Annotated in this window: 15 protein-coding genes; 8 read left to right on the top strand and 7 right to left on the bottom strand. The window is 61.8% G+C overall.

Annotated elements, in window-relative coordinates:
- Positions 1-3: 3 nt before the first annotated feature.
- On the bottom strand, positions 4-807 hold the full coding sequence (gene blaOXA, locus ASG19_RS01520; protein WP_062453426.1) for a class D beta-lactamase: 804 nt from the start codon (positions 805-807) through the stop codon (positions 4-6).
- A gap of 153 nt (positions 808-960) precedes the next feature.
- On the opposite strand from blaOXA, the gene ASG19_RS01525 reads away from it, so the two are divergent.
- The 5 genes from ASG19_RS01525 to ASG19_RS24575 all read left to right on the top strand — a co-directional run bounded on the left by ASG19_RS01525 (position 961) and on the right by ASG19_RS24575 (position 4,772).
- Entirely contained in the window at positions 961-1,830 is an 870-nt protein-coding gene (locus tag ASG19_RS01525; protein WP_156466384.1) for a hypothetical protein, read from the top strand.
- Between the two features lie 165 nt (positions 1,831-1,995).
- A complete protein-coding gene (locus ASG19_RS01530; protein ID WP_062453428.1) occupies positions 1,996-3,288 on the top strand; it encodes an Hsp70 family protein in 1,293 nt (430 codons plus the stop codon).
- A 76-nt stretch (positions 3,289-3,364) separates the two neighbouring features.
- Positions 3,365-4,261: a uracil-DNA glycosylase gene (locus ASG19_RS01535; RefSeq protein ID WP_062453429.1), complete on the top strand. Its 897-nt coding sequence runs from the start codon at positions 3,365-3,367 to the stop codon at positions 4,259-4,261.
- 171 nt (positions 4,262-4,432) lie between these two features.
- Entirely contained in the window at positions 4,433-4,624 is a 192-nt protein-coding gene (locus ASG19_RS01540; RefSeq protein WP_062453430.1) for a hypothetical protein, read from the top strand.
- Positions 4,625-4,637: 13 nt separating this feature from the next.
- Positions 4,638-4,772 carry a hypothetical protein gene (locus tag ASG19_RS24575; protein ID WP_256413693.1) on the top strand — a complete coding sequence of 45 codons (135 nt, stop codon included), beginning with the start codon at positions 4,638-4,640 and terminating at the stop codon, positions 4,770-4,772.
- 84 nt (positions 4,773-4,856) lie between these two features.
- On the opposite strand, the gene ASG19_RS01545 is transcribed toward ASG19_RS24575, so the two are convergent.
- Positions 4,857-5,795: a DMT family transporter gene (locus ASG19_RS01545; protein ID WP_062454759.1), complete on the bottom strand. Its 939-nt coding sequence runs from the start codon at positions 5,793-5,795 to the stop codon at positions 4,857-4,859.
- Positions 5,796-6,121: 326 nt separating this feature from the next.
- Between ASG19_RS01545 and pepN the strand changes: the two genes are divergently transcribed.
- From pepN to ASG19_RS24580, 3 genes are all read left to right on the top strand, one after another.
- A complete protein-coding gene (pepN, locus tag ASG19_RS01550; protein ID WP_062453431.1) occupies positions 6,122-8,770 on the top strand; it encodes an aminopeptidase N in 2,649 nt (882 codons plus the stop codon).
- 283 nt (positions 8,771-9,053) lie between these two features.
- The gene (locus ASG19_RS01555) at positions 9,054-11,408 is read left to right on the top strand and encodes a PAS domain-containing sensor histidine kinase (RefSeq protein ID WP_244476055.1); all 2,355 of its coding nucleotides are present in this window, start codon (positions 9,054-9,056) and stop codon (positions 11,406-11,408) included.
- Positions 11,409-11,564: 156 nt separating this feature from the next.
- Positions 11,565-11,690: a hypothetical protein gene (locus ASG19_RS24580; protein ID WP_280136949.1), complete on the top strand. Its 126-nt coding sequence runs from the start codon at positions 11,565-11,567 to the stop codon at positions 11,688-11,690.
- Positions 11,691-11,719: 29 nt separating this feature from the next.
- On the opposite strand, the gene ASG19_RS01560 is transcribed toward ASG19_RS24580, so the two are convergent.
- The 5 genes from ASG19_RS01560 to ASG19_RS01580 form a co-directional block, all read right to left on the bottom strand.
- A complete protein-coding gene (locus ASG19_RS01560) occupies positions 11,720-14,680 on the bottom strand; it encodes a bifunctional [glutamine synthetase] adenylyltransferase/[glutamine synthetase]-adenylyl-L-tyrosine phosphorylase (RefSeq protein WP_062453432.1) in 2,961 nt (986 codons plus the stop codon).
- A 25-nt stretch (positions 14,681-14,705) separates the two neighbouring features.
- Positions 14,706-16,097 (bottom strand): ATP-binding protein, encoded by a 1,392-nt coding sequence (locus ASG19_RS01565; RefSeq protein WP_062454764.1) that lies wholly within the window; start codon positions 16,095-16,097, stop codon positions 14,706-14,708.
- A 39-nt stretch (positions 16,098-16,136) separates the two neighbouring features.
- On the bottom strand, positions 16,137-16,895 hold the full coding sequence (locus ASG19_RS01570; RefSeq protein ID WP_274604797.1) for a response regulator transcription factor: 759 nt from the start codon (positions 16,893-16,895) through the stop codon (positions 16,137-16,139).
- A gap of 100 nt (positions 16,896-16,995) precedes the next feature.
- A complete protein-coding gene (locus ASG19_RS01575) occupies positions 16,996-18,591 on the bottom strand; it encodes a Do family serine endopeptidase (protein ID WP_062454766.1) in 1,596 nt (531 codons plus the stop codon).
- 158 nt (positions 18,592-18,749) lie between these two features.
- Positions 18,750-19,211 (bottom strand): cytochrome c-type biogenesis protein, encoded by a 462-nt coding sequence (locus ASG19_RS01580; RefSeq protein WP_244476056.1) that lies wholly within the window; start codon positions 19,209-19,211, stop codon positions 18,750-18,752.
- Positions 19,212-19,369: the final 158 nt, after the last annotated feature.

Genomic DNA, 19,369 nt, shown 5'->3' on the forward strand with positions numbered 1-19,369 from the left:
CGGTCAAAGATCGGCGGCAAGCTTCGGCAGATCGGCGATCAGGCTGTCACGCACAACATAGCTGATCGGCGTGTCGGGATAGCGCTTCACGTCGACCAGCAACCTTGCAAAGATCACGCGGCGGTCGTTCTGCTCGGCCCAGCCGACGAACCAGCCGATCGGGCGGGAATAGTCCGGCTTGCCGTCCTTGCCGCGCATCCAGCCGGCGCCGGTCTTGCCCTGCACGTCCCAGCCGTCAGCAGCTGCAAAATGCGGCAGGATGGCCTGTGTCATGTCGGAAGAATTTTCCGAGATCGGCAGCTTGCCGGTGAGGAAGCGGCGGATGAACGCCACCTGCTGGTCCGGCGAGATCTTCAGCGACGACATCAGCCAGGCTTCCGTCAGACCGTCCGTGCCCGCGGGTCCGCCTGAGACATCGCGGTTGCCATAACCGAAGTTTTTCACATAGGCCGCGAAACGCTCTTTGCCGAGCTTGCGCGTGATCTCCTGCGAATACCAGACGATCGAATCGCGTTCCCAGATAGTCGGGTCGACATCCTTTTGCTCACGCTCAGAGCGGTTGAATTTTGCCTGGTATTTCCACTGCGGCGTCGTCTCGTCGGTGAGGATGCCGGCGTCATAGCCCATCATTGCGAGTGGCAGCTTGAAGGTGGATTGCGGATAGAAAGCCTGATCGCAGGCGCCTTCCCGGTGCACTTGTTCACCTGTCTTTTCCTCGATCACGACCGTGCAGGCGATGGGCTCGGCAGCATGGGAGGCCACGCCGGAAAACAAGCACGCAACCGTGATCAACGAGAGAAACTTCATTTTCTTCAACACTCTAGCAGTCCTCCTTGTGCGACGCCGGGAAGATCCTCCATGAATGTGTAAACATTGAGTTAACTTGTCATGCCGGTTTTGACCCCTCATCAAGGCGACGCTGTTACAGGCCGAGCTTGATTAGAACCCAAGGGGCATACCGTGTTAATTGACAGCCTTTTCAAAGGCGGATCGAGTTCATCCTCGCCGAGCCAGACGTCCAGTTCCAGCACTCAACCGGCAAGCACCACATCCGGCAATTCGTCCACAGCCAAGCCTGCCAGCAACGAGCCGGTTTCCGCCGAACCGGTGAAAAGCGACGAGCCCGACACGCAGGTCGACAACAGCGATGACGGGATCTACGGCCCGACACCGGTCGCTTCTAACGACGATCCCGCGACGTCCGAGCCGACAGCGGCCGACAACGACGAAGCGGACGGTCGCGTAGAAAAGGAAGACGCGGCCGGGACACCGGTATGGACTGCGCCGGAGACAGCGGAAACCGATCAGGCCGAACCAAGCGACGTTGAGGCTGGAGAAGCAGGAAGCACCGACAGCACCTCCACAGTAACGGACGACGATGCGGCGGCTGAGACGGGTTCGACCGACATGGCTGGCGCTTCGCCATCGAGCAGCGCAAGTTCCGCCACCGCGCCTGGCCCCTCGTCGGCGGGCCCCGTCCAGGCTGGCACGGCATCCACGGCACCGGCGACTGGCGCAAGTGTGGGAACGACCGCGTCGGCTTCCAACGCTCCTACAACGGCGTCGACCTCTGTCTCGAAAACAGCCTCTGCCGATCACGTCGCCAACTTCCTTGACCAGATCGCAAGGATTCAGACGCGTTTCGGAACGACCGGCTCCGACGAGGAACAGCAGGTCCGCGAACGGGCTTCGGAAGTCGTCCAGAGCCTGATGGTCAGCCAGTTGCTGGACAATATCGTCTCCAAGCCGAGCCAGACGATTGGCACCCTGTTCGGCTCCCGAGACGAGGCCGACACGCTGGAAACGGAGAAAATCTACAGCGCGGCATAAACGCTATCGGCATGGGGTTCAGTCCCTTTCCGCTCTTGCCTTCGCCCGCACCTTGTGCCATCACGCGCCCTCTTGAAAAACGGGGCGCGTTTTCGCGTTCTGTTGCCCTCGGAGGCGGCGCTTCCGGTTCATCATTTTCGACGTAGATTTTTAAGGAGCACGGCCATGGCACGGGCGCTCGGGCTTGATTTCGGCACGACCAATACGGTTCTGGCATTGGCGGACAGCGGCGCCACCACGCATTCGCTGGAGTTTTCCAGCAGCGCCGGCACCACGGATTCGATGCGCACGGCGCTGTCCTTCATGAAGGATGCGAAGCTTGGCGCGCAGGCGCTGAAGATCGAGGCCGGTCAGGCCGCCATCCGCCAGTTCATCGACAATCCCGGTGATGTCCGCTTCCTGCAGTCGATCAAGACCTTTGCTGCAAGCCCCCTGTTTCAGGGTACGCTGGTGTTTGCCCGCCGGCACATGTTCGAAGACCTGATGGAAATCTTTCTGAAGCGGCTGCAGGCCTATGCAGAAGGCAACTGGCCGGGCGAAGTCTCGCGTCTCGTCGCAGGACGTCCGGTGCATTTTGCCGGCGCCAGCCCGGATGAGAAACTTGCCACCGATCGCTACAACGAAGCGCTGACGCGGCTGGGCTTTCCGGAAATCCACTATGTCTACGAGCCTGTCGCAGCCGCCTATTACTTCGCGCAGAGCCTGAAGAGCGATGCCACCGTTCTGGTGGCCGACTTTGGCGGCGGCACGACGGACTACTCGCTCATCCGCTTCGAGCGTGTCGCCGGCAAGCTCGTCGCAACTCCGATCGGCCATTCCGGCGTCGGCATCGCCGGCGATCACTTCGACGCGCGGATGGTGGAGCATCTGGTGGCGCCAGAGATTGGCAAGGGCACGCATTTCAAGAGCTTCGACAAGCTTCTCGAAGTGCCCTCCAGCTATTATGCGAATTTCTCGCGCTGGAACCAGTTGTCTATCTTCAAGACGACCCGCGAGTTCACGGATCTGAAATCGCTGGTGCGCTCGGCAACCGATCCCGACAAGCTGGAACTGTTTATCGATCTCGTCGATCACGACGAAGGCTATCCGCTCTATCAGTCGATCTCGGCCACCAAGATGGCGCTTTCTGCGTCCGACGAGGCGGAGTTCAATTTCTCGCCGCTCGGCCGGGGTGGCAAGAAGATGGTGAAGCGGACCGATTTCGAAACCTGGATCGCCGACGACCTCGCCCGGATCGAAGGTGCGCTGGACGACGTGCTGACCAAGACAAACACGGCACCTGATGAGGTCGACAAGGTGTTCTTGACCGGTGGGACATCCTTCGTGCCGGCGGTGCGGCAGATCTTTAACCGGCGCTTCGATGCCGGCAAGATCGAGAGCGGCGGCGAACTGTTGTCGATCGCCCACGGTCTGGCCCTGATCGGCGAAAGCGGCGATGTGGAGCAGTGGGCGGCGTAAGCACTCCGCGAGGTTCTCCACAGCCGCGGACGGAATCCCATTCCAACCCGAGCCCGACATGCTATAGGGTGCGCATATGAGCCCCACCGCCTCCGAACTCGATCCTGCCGAACTTGCAGCGCTGCTGCATTTCTATGCGGATTCGGGTGTCGACTGGCTGGTCGAGGACGCACCGGTTGATCGCTTCGCGCAGTTTGCCGAGCAGAAGGCAGCGAAGTCGCAAGGGCGAGCGGCACCGAACGTGTCGTCACCGCCGCAGGGCGAGCGTGAGGCCTATGCTGTCGGTGGCGATACACCACAGCCGCAGCGTCCCGCGCCACCAGCTCCGCGTCTTACCCCCTCCTCCATGCAGCAGGTCGCCATTCCCGATGGCGGCGCGGTCAATGCCGCGCGTCTTGCGGCAGACGGTGCCGGCACGCTTTCCGAACTGAAGACGGCGCTGGAAACCTTCGGCGGCTGCAACCTGAAACACGGCGCCCGCTCAACGGTGTTCATGACCGGCGATCCGCAATCGCGCATCATGGTGATCGGCCCGATGCCAAATGCCGAAGATGATCGCGACGGCACACCGTTTTCCGGGCGGCAAGGCCAATTGCTGGACCGGATGCTGTCGGCGATCGGCCTGTCGCGCGAGACGGTGCTGCTCACCAACATCATCCCCTGGCGTCCGCCGGGAAGCCGGATGCCGTCCGACGCCGAACTTGAAATCTGCAGACCGTTCCTCGACCGGCAGATCGCGCTTGCCGAGCCACGCCATCTGCTGCTGCTCGGCAACTTTCCCGCGCGTCTGTTCCTCGGCGATACCGGCACGATCCATTCGATGCGCGGCGAATGGCGCGACGTCACGGCAGCGGGACTTGCGGTTTCCGCGCTCGCGACGCTTCACCCGCAGGATCTGCTTGCGGCACCGGCGAACAAGGCTCTCGCCTGGCAGGATATGTTGCTGTTCAAAAGCCGCATTTCCGGGACTTGAATGCCCAGAATCTAGGCAGCGGACCGACGATTCGCGTTAATATTACCAATTTGTGAATATCGTTATGCGTGCGCTGCATGTCAGCGCCGCGTTTGCCGCCATTGTTGAATCAATGCTGCGCTGCAATATATCATCCTGTCTTGGGAGGACACGGTTTAAGGAACCAAGGCAATGACCACACGCTTTCGTCCGATCCATTCGGGCTTTGAAACCCTCCGCGTTGCCGGCCTCGCGCCGCGCTCGTCGAACGGGTACCACCATTTCGGATCTGCCACGCACGAGCAGATCACGTCGCGCTCGATGAGCCGTCCGGTCGGGATCACCCGTCCGTCCGCCGTCTTCGCAGACTTTCGTGAACGCTGAGGGTATGACGACAATGAAAACCGTTCTGCACCCGATCCGTACGATCCGCGACAGCATTCTCCAGATCAGCTGCGCGGTATCTGCATCCGTCGAGTTTTCCCGTTCAGCGGTAAAGCGCTCCGACGCGGAAACTGCAATTCCGCTGTAAAGCGTCATCCACGTTGGATTGAACTGTCGAGGGCTGCGTCACGCGGCCCTTTTGCATTTGGGGCCATGTTCCTGCAGCACGGATTCAGTTGGCGGTGCTTGACGCCCGGCGTGCCGCCTTGCGCTCGAGACCCAGCCGATGCTCGCGGTAGATGATGAAGATACCGGCGGAAACCGTAATCGCGGTACCGATCAGCGTCGTTGCCGTCGGCACGTCCGCAAACAGCAGATATGACACGGCAATGCCCAGAATGATCGACGTATAGTCGAAGGGTGCGACTGTCGAGACATCGGCAAATCGATAGCTTTCGGTCAAGAAGATCTGCGCTACGCCACCGCATAGCCCGGCCGCGATCAGAAGCAGAAAACTGCTCCAGGGCAGCGACACCCAGCCTAACGGCAGGCTGGCCAGCGACAGAAGCGCGCCGGTCAACGAAAAATACAGCACGATCGTCGCCGTCTTTTCGGTCTGCACCAGCTGGCGCACCTGCACCATGGCAAGACCGGCCAGCACGGCGGCACAGAGAACCGCGATCGCCCCGAGCGCCTGTTCGGAGGCAAACCCGCCGTCGCGGAGCAGTGTCAGCTTTGGCCAGGAGACGACGAGAACGCCAACGATTCCGATCAACACCGCCGTCCAGCGATAGACGCGCACTGTTTCCTTGAGGATGAGCGCTGCAAACACGACGGCCATCAGCGGTCCCGCGTAGCCGATGGCGATCGCTTCTGGCAGCGGCAGGTGGATCAGGCCGTAAAAGCCGAAGGCCATCGACATGATGCCCAGCACACCGCGCTTGAAATGTCCAAAAATGCTCGACGTGTGGAATGCCGGCCATAACTGTCCGAGAACCGACAGGTAGAGCATGATCGGCACGATCCCGAAAGCGGAGCGGTAAAAGGTGATCTGCCCTGCAGGGATCCCCGTTCCGGCGGACTTGATGCAGACCTGCATGGCCACGAAGATGACGACGGAGATGACCTTGAAAAGAATGCCCCGCAAGGGGTTCTGCGCGTCGGCCACCATCATGCACTCTGCAAAAATCACGGTGACGGGACCGTAATCGCAGCACCACCAAAGAAAAGGATTCGAATACAAATCACAATAACCACATTTCCCGGGGCCGCGACAGGAAATTGACAAAGCACAATCACGAAGCATGATGGCAAGTCAGCTTCCGCGAGGCTGCTCAAGACTGGAACAAAATCGCGTTATCTTAAAGGTGGCTTCAACAATCGTTTAGTATTGCGTGCAATGATCCGCGGCGGCGATGGGGATTGTCGAAAGCTCAATGCGCGCAACCGCGCAGATCCTCGACGCGTTCAATTTGAAGAGCCGGTTCAGGAAAAGTCATGCGAACAGATACGGGCCAGATCGTACATCTGGCAGATTACCGCCCCACTGATTTCGTTCTGGAACGTGTCGACCTCACCTTCGAGCTCGACCCGACGAACACGAAAGTGGATGCCCGGCTGATCTTCCATCGCCGCGAAGGCGTGGATCCGTCCGCTCCTCTGGTGCTCGATGGCGACGAGCTTGCTCTCTCCGGCCTGCTGTTTGACCAAAAGGACGTGCCGGCCAGTCAGTACGATGCCACGCCGGAAAGCCTCATCATCCGTGATCTGCCGGCCGAGGCGCCGTTCGAGATCACCATCACGACCCATATCAATCCGGAAGCCAATACGCAGCTGATGGGGCTTTACCGCACCAACGGCATCTATTGCACGCAGTGCGAGGCCGAAGGCTTCCGCCGGATCACATACTTCCCTGACCGTCCCGACGTTCTGGCGCCCTACACGATCACCATCATCGGTGACAAGGCCGCCAACCCGGTCATGCTGTCGAACGGCAATTTCCTGGGCGGTGCCGGATATGACGAAGGCCGCGCCTTTGCCGCCTGGTTCGATCCGCATCCGAAGCCATCCTACCTGTTTGCTCTCGTCGCCGGCGATCTTGCGGTCGTCGAAGACACGTTCGTGACGATGTCCGATCGTGAAGTGACGCTGAAGATCTTTGTCGAGCACGGCAACGAGTCGCGCACCGCCTATGCCATGGACGCTCTGAAGCGTTCGATGAAGTGGGACGAGGAGCGGTTCGGCCGCGAATACGATCTCGATATCTTCATGATCGTCGCCGTCTCCGACTTCAACATGGGCGCCATGGAGAACAAGGGGCTCAACGTCTTCAACGACAAGTACGTGCTGGCCGATCCAGAGACTGCAACGGATCAGGACTACGCCAATATCGAGGCGATCATCGCCCACGAATACTTCCACAACTGGACCGGCAACCGCATTACCTGCCGCGACTGGTTCCAGCTGTGCCTGAAGGAAGGCCTCACGGTCTATCGCGACCACGAATTCTCGGCCGACCAGCGCTCGCGTCCGGTCAAGCGCATCGCCGAAGTGCGCCATCTGCGCTCGGACCAGTTCCCGGAGGATGGCGGCCCGCTCGCCCACCCGGTGCGCCCGACGACCTATCGCGAGATCAACAATTTCTACACGACGACGGTCTACCAGAAGGGCTCCGAAGTCACCGGCATGATCGCTACGCTGCTCGGCATGGACGATTTCAAGGCCGGCATGGATCTCTATTTCGAACGGCATGACGGCCAGGCCGTCACCGTCGAGGACTATGTGAAATGCTTCGAGGACGTGAGCGGCCGCGATCTCGCCCAGTTCTCGCTCTGGTATTCGCAGGCCGGCACGCCGCTCGTCAACGTCTCGACCGAATACGACCAGGCATCCGCCACGTTCAAGCTGTCGCTCGAACAGATGGTGCCAGCAACGCCGGGCCAGCCGGACAAGCAGCCGATGCACATTCCGTTGTCCTTCGCGCTGATCCTCGACAATGGCACCATTGCCGACGCGACATCCGTCAAGGGCGGTGAAGTGACCGGTGACGTGCTGCATCTGACCGATCGCCGCCAGGCCTTCACCTTCACCGGAATCGCGTCGCGGCCGGTCCTGTCGCTCAACCGTTCGTTCTCGGCGCCGGTCAACATCGCCTTTACCCAGACGCCGGCCGATCTTGCGCATATCGCGCGTCACGACACGGATCTGTTTTCACGCTGGCAGTCCCTGACGGATCTCGCCATCCCCAACCTCACCAAGGCGGCCCGCGACGCGCGGGAAGGTCATGAGGTCACCTGCGACCCGGCGCTGATTGCGGCACTTCTGGAAGCGGCCGGCGACGACACGCTGGAGCCGGCCTTCCGCGCGCAGGTTCTGGCACTTCCGAGCGAAGCCGACATCGGTCGCGAGCTTGGTGGCAACAACGATCCGGAAGCCATTCACACGGGCCGCAATGCGGTCTTGAAGCTCATTGCAGATGCTGGCGAAGACCTGTTCAAGCGTCTGTTCAGTGACATGAAGGCAGATAGTGCCTATTCGCCGGATGCCGAAAGCGCCGGCAGGCGGGCTCTCAAGGCTGCGGCACTGACCTACCTCGCCTATGCCGAGAACAGCCCGCAGCGCGCGGCCGAAGCCTTCGGTGCAGCCGACAACATGACGGAACTGTCGCAGGCGCTCACCCTGCTTGCCCATCGCTTCCCGGAAGCGTCGGAAACAACAGGTGCGCTCGCAAGCTTCCTGACACGGTTCGGCGAAAACCCGCTCGTCATCGACAAGTGGTTCTCGCTGCAGGCGACCATGCCCGGCGAAGATGCACTGGCGCGGGTCAAAGCGTTGATCGACCATCCGCGCTACAATGCCGGCAATCCGAACCGTGTTCGCGCACTGGTCGGCATGTATGCCTTCTCGAACCCGACCGGCTTCAACCGTCGCGACGGCGAAGGCTACCGGTTCCTGGCCGGACAGATCCTCGAGATCGATCCGAAGAACCCGCAACTGGCCGCCCGCATCCTCACCTCGATGCGCTCATGGCGCTCGCTGGAGCCGACCCGCGCCGACCAGGCCCGCGACGCTTTGATGACGATCGAACGCAGCCCGTCCCTTTCGACTGACGTGCGCGACATCGTTGAGCGTATGCTGAAGGGCTGAGACAATCTTCGTGCAAAATGACATCCGCGTCGGCTGCCTGCCGGCGCGGATATTTTTTGCGCCGATTTGGCACATTTTGGTACATCTTGCTTGACGGGGCTTGATAACTCGCATCCTGAAAAGCGTTACCCAGACACCTGATTTGGGGGGCCTCTTAGGCGTAAATGCGTCGACTATCATATGGTTAACGAAATGTTACCAACCCTCTGGACACAGAGAATCACTCTGTGATTCATTAGGTCAGATTCGAGCGGCGGCGCAGCGAATCACGACGAGGGATCGGATGACGATGATATCGGGCGTGCAGCGGGAAACCGAGGCCGGGGGATGGTTGCGCTTCAAGTTTCCAGGCTTCAGCAGCCTTGGACGGACGGCTCCGGAGGAAGCTCAGCTTTCCGTCCGGCCGATCGCACAGCAGACGCCGCGCGTCGAGCTGGTGCTGAAGCGTTCCATTCCAATTCTGATCCTTATCTTTCTTGCCGTCGTTGCCGCATCGCGCATTATGGGGATCGTGGGCGAGCATGGCCGGATGGAAGATGCCGCGCGCCAGTCCGCGTCGCTGATGTCCGCGACCGCATCCGCCGCTTTCTCCGGTCAGGAATCGCTGTTTGCTGCAGCCGACCGCCAGACTGCCCAAGCGCGTCTCTCGACATTCCTCGGCCAGGACAAGCTGGAGCGCGGCGCTGTCGTGCTCTTTACCGATACCACCGGCCGGATCTTCGGCGGCATCGGCGATGCCGGCAGCTATCTCGGCAAGCGTCTTTCCTCGGTTCTTCCCGAAACCGCAGCCATGCGCCGCGTCGGCGGGTCGGGCACGGTCATCGAGACCTTTTTCGGTGATGTCCCCTACTATGCGTCGATCAAGCCAATCGGCAACGACGGTGCGCTGATCGTAGCGGCCCATTCGCTGGAGACGACGAACGAATTCGTACGTGGCGAAGTCTCGCTCAGCGTCACGATCTTTGCCGGCATTTCGGCCATCCTGCTCGTCATCCTCTATGCCTATTACGCTCAGGTGAAGCGCGCCCGCGACGCCGACGAGACGTTCGTGCAATCGAACCTGCGCATCGAGACGGCGCTGTCGCGCGGTCGCTGCGGCCTGTGGGATTTCGACGTTACTAACCGGCGCCTGTTCTGGTCGGGCTCGATGTACGAGATGCTCGGCTTCCCCCCGGTTGGCAACGTCGTGTCCTTTACCGATGCGGCGCGGATGATGCACCCGACCGATGGCAATCTTTACGCTCTCGCCCGCGCCATCAGCCGCGGCAATGCCAAGCAGGTGGACCAAGTCTTCCGCATGCGCCACGCCGCCGGCCACTATGTGTGGATGCGCGCCCGCGCCCAGGTCGTGCGGATGGCAAACGGTCGCACCCATGTGATCGGCATCGCCATGGATGTGACCGAGCAGCACCGGCTTGCCGAACGCTATGCAGAAGCCGACCAGCGCCTTGCAGACGCCATCGAGTGCACGTCGGAAGCCTTCGTTCTCTGGGACAAGAACGACCGCCTGGTGATGTGCAATACCCATTTCCAGCAGGCCCACGGTCTTCCGGACTCAGTCCTCGTTCCCGGCACCGAACGCAGCACCGTGCTTGGCGCCTCTGCCCGTCCGGTGATCGAACGCCGTGTCGCCGATCCCGATCGCAGCGGCCTGTCGCGCACCACCGAAGTGCAGCTTGCCGATGAACGCTGGCTGCAGATCAACGAACGCCGCACCCGCGATGGCGGCACGGTTTCCGTCGGCACCGACATCACCCTGCTCAAGCGTCACCAGGAACGTCTGCGCGATTCCGAGCGCCGCCTGATGGCGACGATCGGCGATCTCTCCGCCTCGCAGAAGAAGCTCGAGCGCCAGAAGGAAGAGCTTTCGACCGCCAATGCCAATTACCAGGCGGAAAAGGAACGCGCCGAGGCCGCCAACAAGGCGAAGTCGGAATTCCTTGCCAACATGTCCCACGAACTCAGAACGCCGCTCAACGCCATCCTCGGCTTTTCCGAAATCCTGGTGAACGGCATGTTCGGCCCGCTCGGATCCGCCAAATACAGCGAATACTCCCGCGATATCCACGACAGCGGCAAGCATCTCCTCAACGTCATCAACGATATCCTCGACATGTCGAAGATCGAGGCCGGCCACATGCTGATCCAATCGGAGCCCGTCAACCTGACGCCGCTGATCGAGGAAAGCCTGAGGCTGACTGCCGTGGTGGCACAGGAAAAGCAGATCGCCATCCGCCAGTGCCTGTCGCCTTCCCTCGACATGATCGGCGATCGCCGGGCGCTGAAACAGGTGATGCTGAACCTTCTCTCCAACGCGGTGAAATTCACCGACGAAGGCGGCCGCATCGAACTGCGCGCAAAGCCGATCAGCGGCGGCATCGTGCTGACCATCGCCGACACCGGCATCGGCATCCCCAAGGCATCGCTGTCGAAGATCGGCCAGCCCTTCGAACAGGTGCAGAGCCAGTATGCCAAGAGCAAAGGCGGCTCCGGCCTCGGCCTCGCCATCTCCCGCTCACTGATCGCGCTCCACGGCGGCACGATGCGGATCCGGTCCGTCATGGGCAAGGGAACCGTGGTGTCGATCCACATCCCTCAAAGCGATGTGGTCCAGTTTACGGCAAAGAAGGTGGCTTGAGGAACACCACACGATCAATCCCAGATTGCAATTGACTTGCCCATACACATTTGCCGCCTTCTCATCTGTTGAAGGAGATCACCTGTAAGCCGCGCTGCAGACGCCCGTATTCCCAAGCTCTGCGAAATTGCTGACGACACGCGGGCAGCGCTTGCGATGATCAACGTCAAGCTGGATTCGAAGCCGGATCAGGGTTGGATCATCAATCTCATCTGTGTGATCTTCGGGCTGGTGCTGGCAGCAATCGCTGCGACAGCCGGTATCTTCACTCTGATCCGATGATCATCTCGGTCAGAACCGGCAGATGGAGCTCAGGCTCTCACGACTTTCTCGAAAACCTTCCGGACCGCTTTCGATAAACGCTTTACCTCTCCCTCGAGCGTTGCCAGATCAGGACAGTCTCCCGCCCGGCAGATGCGTTCGACAAGACCGGATGGCGCGTCCTTGGGTTCGAACGGGCCGTCGACGCAGAGCCTGATGATCTGCGACAGCTCGCTGAACAATCGGAGTGCCTCAAGGCATGTATCGAGATCGCCCGTCGTCATCAGTTCGTCGCCGAGGCGCTTCAGCAATTCTTCGGTGGTCGAGCCGTAAGTCGGGACGCTGATGCCCTTCACTGGTGCGACGAGGCGCAGGTACTGGGCGAGGAATTCGATGTCGATCAGCCCACCCGGAATCAGCTTGAAATCCCAGATATCGCGCGGCGGCTTTTCCTTGCCGATCAGGACCCGCATCTCGGAGACATCCTTGGCGGTCTTGCCGATATCGGGCCGTGCCGACAGGACGTCGTCGATCACGTCCCTCACCTCGTCCTGAAGGCTTGCGTCACCGCAGACGAGCCGCGCCCGCGTCAGCGCCATATGCTCCCAGGTCCAGGCTTCCTCGCGCTGATATTTGCCGAAGGCACCGATGCGGGTGGCGACCGGGCCCTTGTTGCCGGAGGGCCGCAGCCGCAAATCCACCTCGAAGATCACGCCTTCCGCCATCGGCGCCGAAAGTGCTGCGACCAGCCGCTGGGTCAAGCGCGTGAAATAGCGTTGCGCATCGAGCGGCCTTGGGCCGTCGCTTTCCGCGACCGCGCTGTCATAGTCGTAGAGGAGGATGAGATCGACATCGGAGCCGGCGGTCAGCTCGAACGAACCGAGCTTGCCCATGCCGAGCACGGCCAGCCGACCGCCCGGATAGGCGCCATGCGCCGCCTCGATTTCGGACGTCACGGCAATCAGAGCCGCCTCGATCAGGAGATCGGCGAGATGAGTAAAGGCGCGACCCGCCTCCTCTCCGGAAATCGACCCGGTCAGCAGCCGGATCCCGATCAGGAACCGGTGCTCGGCGGCAAAGATCCGCAACCGGTCCAGCCGGTCCTCGTAGTGGCGCGAGCTTGCCAGAAACGCCGTCAGCCGCGAGGCGAGAAAGTCGCGGGTGGGGATCTCCGCCATCAGCCCGGGATCCAGCATGCCGTCGAACACATGCGGTTTGGAGGCGACGATATCGGCGAGCCGCGGCGCAGAGGCCATGATCGTCACGATCAGCGAGAGAAGGAGCGGATTGTTGCCGATCAGCGAGAACAGCTGAATGCCGGCCGGCAGACCTTTGAGAAAACTGTCGAACCGCAAAAGGGCCTCGTCGGCCCGACGGCTTTCGCCGATCGCCTTCAGCAGCGCCGGCATCATCTCCGTCAGCCGCTCGCGCGCTTCCGATGACTGCGTCGCCCGGTAGCGACCGGAATGCCATGTCCGGATCACCCGGCTCATGTCGGCCGGACGCTCGAAACCGAGCCGGCCGAGCGTCTCCAAGGTATCGGGATCGTCCTTCTGGCCGGTGAAGACGAGATTGCCTTCGTAATTTCCGCCCTGCGAAGAAAGCTTTTCCTCTTGCTCGAACAACCGGGAATATCGCTTCTCGACGGTCCTCAGAATGGCTTCGAGCCGCGTCGAAAATGCCGCAACGCTGTCGAAACCCAGCATGAAGGCAATGCGCTTCAGCTCCGCCTCGGTCGTCGGCAGCCGGTGCGTCTGTTCGTCATGCACCATCTGGATGCGGTGCTCCACATCGCGCAGGAACCAGTAGGCATCGGTCAGCGCCGCCGCTATCTCCGGCCTGATCCATTTCGCCTCGGCCAGCGCCTTGAGCGCCGCTTCTGTCTCTCTCGTACGCAGGGCCGGCATACGGCCGCCGGCGATCAGCTGCTGGGTCTGCGCAAAGAACTCGATCTCGCGAATGCCGCCGCGGCCGAGCTTGATGTCATGGCCTTTGACGGCGATCGCACCATGGCCCTTGTGCACATGGATCTGCCGCTTGATCGAGTGGATATCGGCAATCGCCGCATAGTCGAGATATTTGCGAAACACGAACGGCGTCAGCAGCTTCAGAAAGCCCTCGCCCGCCACGATATCGCCCGCTACGGGCCGGGCCTTGATAAAGGCTGCCCGTTCCCAGTTCTGGCCCCTGCCCTCGTAATAGATCAGCGCCGCATCCATCGACACGGCAAGCGGCGTCGAGCCCGGATCGGGCCTCAGCCGCAGATCGGTGCGGAACACATAGCCGTCTGCCGTGCGCTCCTGCAGAATGCGGATCAACCGCCGCATCATCCGCCCATAGGTTTCCGATGCATCGAGCGGGTCAGCAAGAATGCCGGCCTCCGGATCGTAGAACACGACGATGTCGATATCGGAAGAGTAGTTCAGCTCGCGGCCACCCAGCTTGCCCATGCCGAGCACGATCAGGCCCGACCCGCGGCTCGGCTCCGCTGGATCGACGAGCCGGAGCTTGCCACTCTCATGGGCTGCCAGAAGCAGATGATCGATCGCCGCCGCCGTAGAAGCCTGCGCAAACTCGCTCAGCCAGCGCGTCGTATCCCGTGCCGAGAAGATGCGGGCAAGATCTGCGAGCGCCAGCAGAAAGCCGAACGCGCGTTTGGCACTGCGCAGCGCCGTCATCACCTCGTTCTCGGACGGGATCCTTGCATCCACCGGTCGCCAGGCGTCTCGCGCTGCGTCAACCAGCGCGGCCAGCGCATCCTCGACCTGCCCGTCGATCGCACCGGCCAGAAGCTTAGGCCTGATCGAAGCCACATCGCGGAGAAACGGTGACAGCGAGAACGCTGCGACAAAAAAGGCCTTGAGCGGACCATCGCCCTTGACGAGCTCAGCCACGAAAGGCTCGGTCCTGCCGATCTCCCTCAACAGGGAAAGCGAAAGCTTGGCCTCCGCCTGGTTCAGCGGCCGGATCACACCAGCCGCTACGTCGTCGAGCCGGTTTCCGGTCTCCATTCTTTTCCTCCCGCGTTCCGCCAGCCTAGCCCTTCACCGCCGGAAACACCATCGTCACCGTCAGGCCGGGAGCCTCAGCGCTGGCCTCGTCGGTCGCGGAAAGCTCCAGCCTGCCGCCATGCAGCCCCATCACCGCCTCGACCAGAGACAGGCCAAGACCGGTTCCAGGCTTGGAACGACTGGCATCCAGCCGGAAGAACCGCTTCGTCACCTCTTCGCGCTTGTCGGCTGGCACGCCCGGCCCGTTGTCGCACACGGAAAGCCGAATGAGCCCCGCCGCCGACGAGAGCTTCACCCGGATTTCGGGAACACCGCCGCCTTCAGCGGCGTATTTGATCGCATTGTCCAGCAGGTTGAAGATCGCCTGGCCGATCAGTTCGCGGTTGCCGTTCACGGAAAGGCCGGGCTCGATCTCGGTCACCAGCGCCAGTCCAACCTCGTCGGCCACCGGTTCGTAAAGCTCGGCACAGTCCGCAGAGGCGGCAGAGAGATCGACATCAGACATTTCCGCCGCCATCGAACCCGCCTCGACCCGCGAGATCATCAACAGCGCGTTGAAGGTCCGGATCAGCTGGTCGCTTTCGCCGATGATCCCTTCCAGCGCATGACGACGTACGTCCTCGCGGTCTTCGGAAAGCGCATCGGCCGCCTTGTTGCGCAGCCGTGTCAGCGGCGTCTTCAGATCGTGGGCGATGTTATCGGAAACCTGCCGCAGTCCCTCGTTGAGTTTCTCGATGCGGCCGAGCATGGCGTTGAGCGATTCCGACAGCCTGTCGAACTCGTCGCCGGAGCGGCCAACCGGCAGCCGCTGCGACAGGTCGCCCGCCATGATCTTCTGGCTTGCGGCCGACATCCGGTCGATGCGTTTGAGCGCATTGCGGCCGATGCCGAACCAGATCACGAGAGCACCGAGCCCCATGATCGCCAGCGCCACCATCAGCGCCTGGCGCACGATATAGCGGAAACGGCTGGGATCTCCGAGATCGCGGCCGATCATGATCCTGAGCCCGTTGTCGAAGCGCAAGACGTTGGCGATCGCAAGATGCCGCCGCGCGCCCTGGTTCTCGGAGTATGGGGTGTAGCCGAACGGCATGTCCGTCCAGCCTTCCTTGTCGAGAACGCCCGGCTGCACCGACGCGACATTGCCGGCCAGAATATCGCCGCTCGGGCCCGCAATCACATAGAGATTGGCACCCGGCTGGCGGGCGCGACGCTCCATGATGCGCAGCAGAAGGTTGATCCCGCCGCGATCATAGGCGCGCTGAATGTCCTGGATTTCCTCCTGGATCGTCTGGCGCGTCTGCTGCACCAGCGTCTTTTCGGAAAGCGCGGTGACATAGAACACCAGGAATGCGGCGCAGAGCGCGAACAGCAGGATGTAGAGTGCCGAAAGCCTGACCGCCGTGGAGCGGAACATCAGCCTTGCGCGGTTGACGATACGGGCAAACACGAAGGCTTACCCCTCGTCCTTGATCATGTAGCCGGCGCCACGAATGGTCTTCAGCAGCGGCTTGTCGAAATCCTTCTCGATCTTCGAGCGCAGCCGCGACACATGCACGTCGATCACATTGGTCTGCGGGTCGAAGTGGTAGTCCCAGACGTTTTCGAGAAGCATCGTGCGGGTCACCACCTGTCCGGCATTCTTCATCAGGTATTCGAGAAGACGGAATTCGCGCGGCTGCAACAGGATCTCCTTGCCGGCGCGCTTCACCTCGTGCGACAGCCGGTCGAGTTCCAGATCGCCGACCCGGTAGGCCATGTCCTGTTCCGGCGTGCCCTTGCGCCGGCCGAGAACCTCGACACGCGCCAGAAGCTCTGAGAATGCATAGGGTTTTGGCAGATAGTCGTCGCCGCCGGCACGCAGTCCGGTCACCCGGTCGTCCACCTGGCCAAGTGCGGAAAGGATCAGCACCGGCGCATTGACGCCGCGCTTGCGCAGTTCCGAAATCACCGACAGACCATCGCGCCGCGGCAGCATGCGGTCGATCACCATCACGTCGTAGGAATTCTCGGTTCCCATGAACAGGCCGCTTTCGCCGTCGCTTGCATGGTCGGCAACAATCCCTGCCTCGCGAAAGGCCTTCGTCATGTAGGCCGCAGCCTCGAGATCGTCTTCAATCACCAGAATCTTCATGTGCGGGACAATAGCGTCGCTTGCGATTTTTGCACCAGCGGAATCATCGGCACTTCCGGAATGTGGGATTATCGTCTGCATCTTGAAACTCCATGAACGGTGAAGGGCGCCGACCGTTGCCGGTGGCGCCCTTCATGAGGTCGTCTGGGAGGACCAACCTATTGGGAACCGGAGGCTTTAATCAGCCTTCGTCGATCGGCAGCGCCACGAAGCGGCTGGTACCGTCGGCCTCGACCTGGAACAGCGCACGGGTGCGGCCGTCCTTGCGGGCCTGTTCAATCACCTTGCCGATGTCATCGGCGGTAGCGACCTTGCGGTTGTTCACCGACAAGATCTTCTCGCCGTTCTTCAGACCACGGGCCGCTGCTTCGCTGTCCGGATCGACTTCGGTCACGGCAAGGCCGGAACCGTCTTCGGCGGGAGCAACGGTGATGCCGAGCGAGGCGAGCACCTTGCTGGTCGAGGGAACCGGCGCATCCGGCTGCTTCGGTTCGGCCGAAGCCGCCTCGTCGCTTGCCATGTTGCCGAGCGTCACGGTGACGTCTTGCATCTTGCCTTCGCGCCACAGATCGATCTTCACCTTGGCGTCAGGGCCAAAGCCTGCGATGCGGCGCGACAGTTCGCGGGCATCCTTGATTGCCTGACCGTTGACGGCGGTGATGATGTCACCTTCCTTGATGCCTGCCTTCTGGCCTGGCGAGCCTTCCTGCGGAGCAACGACAAGCGCACCGGCCGCTTCCTTGAGGCCAAGCGAGTCCGCGATATCCTGCGTCACCGGCTGGATCTGCACGCCGAGCCAGCCGCGCGCAACCTTGCCGTCCTTCATCAGGTCGTTGATCACGTCCTTGGCGGTGGAGGCCGGGATCGCGAAGGCGATGCCGACATTGCCGCCCGACGGCGAGAAGATCGCGGTGTTGATGCCGACAACCTGGCCGGAAAGGTCAAAGGTCGGGCCGCCGGAATTGCCGCGGTTCACGGCCGCATCCACCTGGATGTAGTCGTCGTAAGGACCGGAGCCGATGTCGCGGCCACGGGCCGAAACGATGCCGGCAGTCACGGTGCCGCCAAGGCCGAACGGGTTGCCGACCGCCACGACCCAGTCGCCGACGCGGGTCTTGGTGTCGTCGGCAAAGGACACGTAGGTGAACTTGCGGCTGGTGGCATCGACCTTCAGCAGCGCCAGATCGGTGCGGCTGTCGCGGCCGACCAGCTTGGCTTCGAGCTCGGTGCCGTCGTTGAGGACGACCGTATAGGCCTGACCGTCCGAAACGACGTGGTTGTTGGTGACAACGTAGCCGTCTTCGGAGATGAAGAAGCCGGAGCCCTGTGCGGTCGGACGCAGGTGATGCGGACGGTTCGCGCCCGGGCCACCACGCTCGGCGCGGTCACGCGGACCGGCACCGGGGCCGCCGTTCGGGCCGCCGGGAGCATCGGGGCCGCCCTGACCGCCGAATTCCTTGAAGAAGCGCTTCAGCGGATGGTCGTCGGGCAGCTGGTCAAAGCCGCGACCGCCGAAGTTGAAGGAAAAGTTGTTGCCGCCTTCATCGGCAGTCTCCTGCGGCTCGTCCGACTGAACGCGAACGGACACGACGGCGGGCGATACGGCGGAGACCACGTCGGCAAAGCTCGGCGCCTGGGGCGCGGTCACGCTGACGGGGGCCGCGAAGGATGCGGTCACCTGGGCCGGAATGCCGGTCGACAGCATGACGGCCGCAAGGCCGGCTACGGTGGAAGTCTTGAGAACCGTCTTCAGGGAGGGACGTTTAATGGTGCGCATCTGAGCTACCTTCTTCTTCTCGTCAGTCTTGGTGTTGCCGGAGGTCCGGCGGCGGTGGTTGAGAAGAGATATAGGAGCCTGCACCTTAACTGCACGTGTCGGCGGCATGAATTGTTGGTAATGTTCGAAATTCTTGCAGCCTTGAGAAACGGCAGGCCTTACCGCTTCAACAGCTCGTCGATCCGCTTCTTTTCGGCATCTGTCAGAGCCGCGATGGAGCGTGTGTTTGGCCGTGTGCGGATAAAAACGAACAGCGCGACGATCCCGATCACCAGCGCCCCGATCGGCAGCGCCCAGAGAATGATCGTCCTTGCGCTCACACGCGGATTGAGCAGCACGAACTCGCCGTAGCGGGAAACGACATAATCGATCACCTGCCCGTCCGTATCCCCATCCGTCAACCGCTCGCGCACCAGCACGCGAAGATCACGCGCCAACTCCGCATTGCTGTCGTCGATCGACTGGTTCTGACAGACCATGCAGCGCAACTGCGTGGAAATCTGCCGCGCCCGCTGTTCCAGCGCCGGATCCTTGAGGATCTCATCCGGATTGACGGCGAAGGCGGGAAGCGGTGCGAGTAGCAGGAAGAGCGCAAGCAGAGCCTGGCATGATCTGCGCAAACCCCATCCTCCCCTCATTCCTGTGCTCGTCACAGGAACCCAGCCACGGCGCGTCCGCGCTGTGAAAGAACCCGCTGTTTCAATTGCGTCTTTTGCGCCCAGAGACCCGGGCGCGCTGGATTGCGGTGACAAGCACAGGAATGAGGGAAGCCGCAAAT

The sequence above is a fragment of the Rhizobium sp. Leaf306 genome (assembly GCF_001423425.1).
GTDB classification, from domain to species: domain Bacteria; phylum Pseudomonadota; class Alphaproteobacteria; order Rhizobiales; family Rhizobiaceae; genus Neorhizobium; species Neorhizobium soli.

Coding starts and splice junctions, on each gene's coding strand:
- blaOXA (WP_062453426.1), bottom strand. CDS start 807: ATGAAGTTTCTCTCGTTGATCACGGTTGCGTGCTTGTTTTCCGGCGTG.
- ASG19_RS01530 (WP_062453428.1), top strand. CDS start 1,996: ATGGCACGGGCGCTCGGGCTTGATTTCGGCACGACCAATACGGTTCTG.
- ASG19_RS01535 (WP_062453429.1), top strand. CDS start 3,365: ATGAGCCCCACCGCCTCCGAACTCGATCCTGCCGAACTTGCAGCGCTG.
- ASG19_RS01540 (WP_062453430.1), top strand. CDS start 4,433: ATGACCACACGCTTTCGTCCGATCCATTCGGGCTTTGAAACCCTCCGC.
- ASG19_RS24575 (WP_256413693.1), top strand. CDS start 4,638: ATGAAAACCGTTCTGCACCCGATCCGTACGATCCGCGACAGCATTCTC.
- ASG19_RS01545 (WP_062454759.1), bottom strand. CDS start 5,795: ATGGTGGCCGACGCGCAGAACCCCTTGCGGGGCATTCTTTTCAAGGTC.
- pepN (WP_062453431.1), top strand. CDS start 6,122: ATGCGAACAGATACGGGCCAGATCGTACATCTGGCAGATTACCGCCCC.
- ASG19_RS01555 (WP_244476055.1), top strand. CDS start 9,054: ATGACGATGATATCGGGCGTGCAGCGGGAAACCGAGGCCGGGGGATGG.
- ASG19_RS24580 (WP_280136949.1), top strand. CDS start 11,565: ATGATCAACGTCAAGCTGGATTCGAAGCCGGATCAGGGTTGGATCATC.
- ASG19_RS01560 (WP_062453432.1), bottom strand. CDS start 14,680: ATGGAGACCGGAAACCGGCTCGACGACGTAGCGGCTGGTGTGATCCGG.
- ASG19_RS01565 (WP_062454764.1), bottom strand. CDS start 16,097: ATGTTCCGCTCCACGGCGGTCAGGCTTTCGGCACTCTACATCCTGCTG.
- ASG19_RS01570 (WP_274604797.1), bottom strand. CDS start 16,895: ATGCAGACGATAATCCCACATTCCGGAAGTGCCGATGATTCCGCTGGT.
- ASG19_RS01575 (WP_062454766.1), bottom strand. CDS start 18,591: ATGCGCACCATTAAACGTCCCTCCCTGAAGACGGTTCTCAAGACTTCC.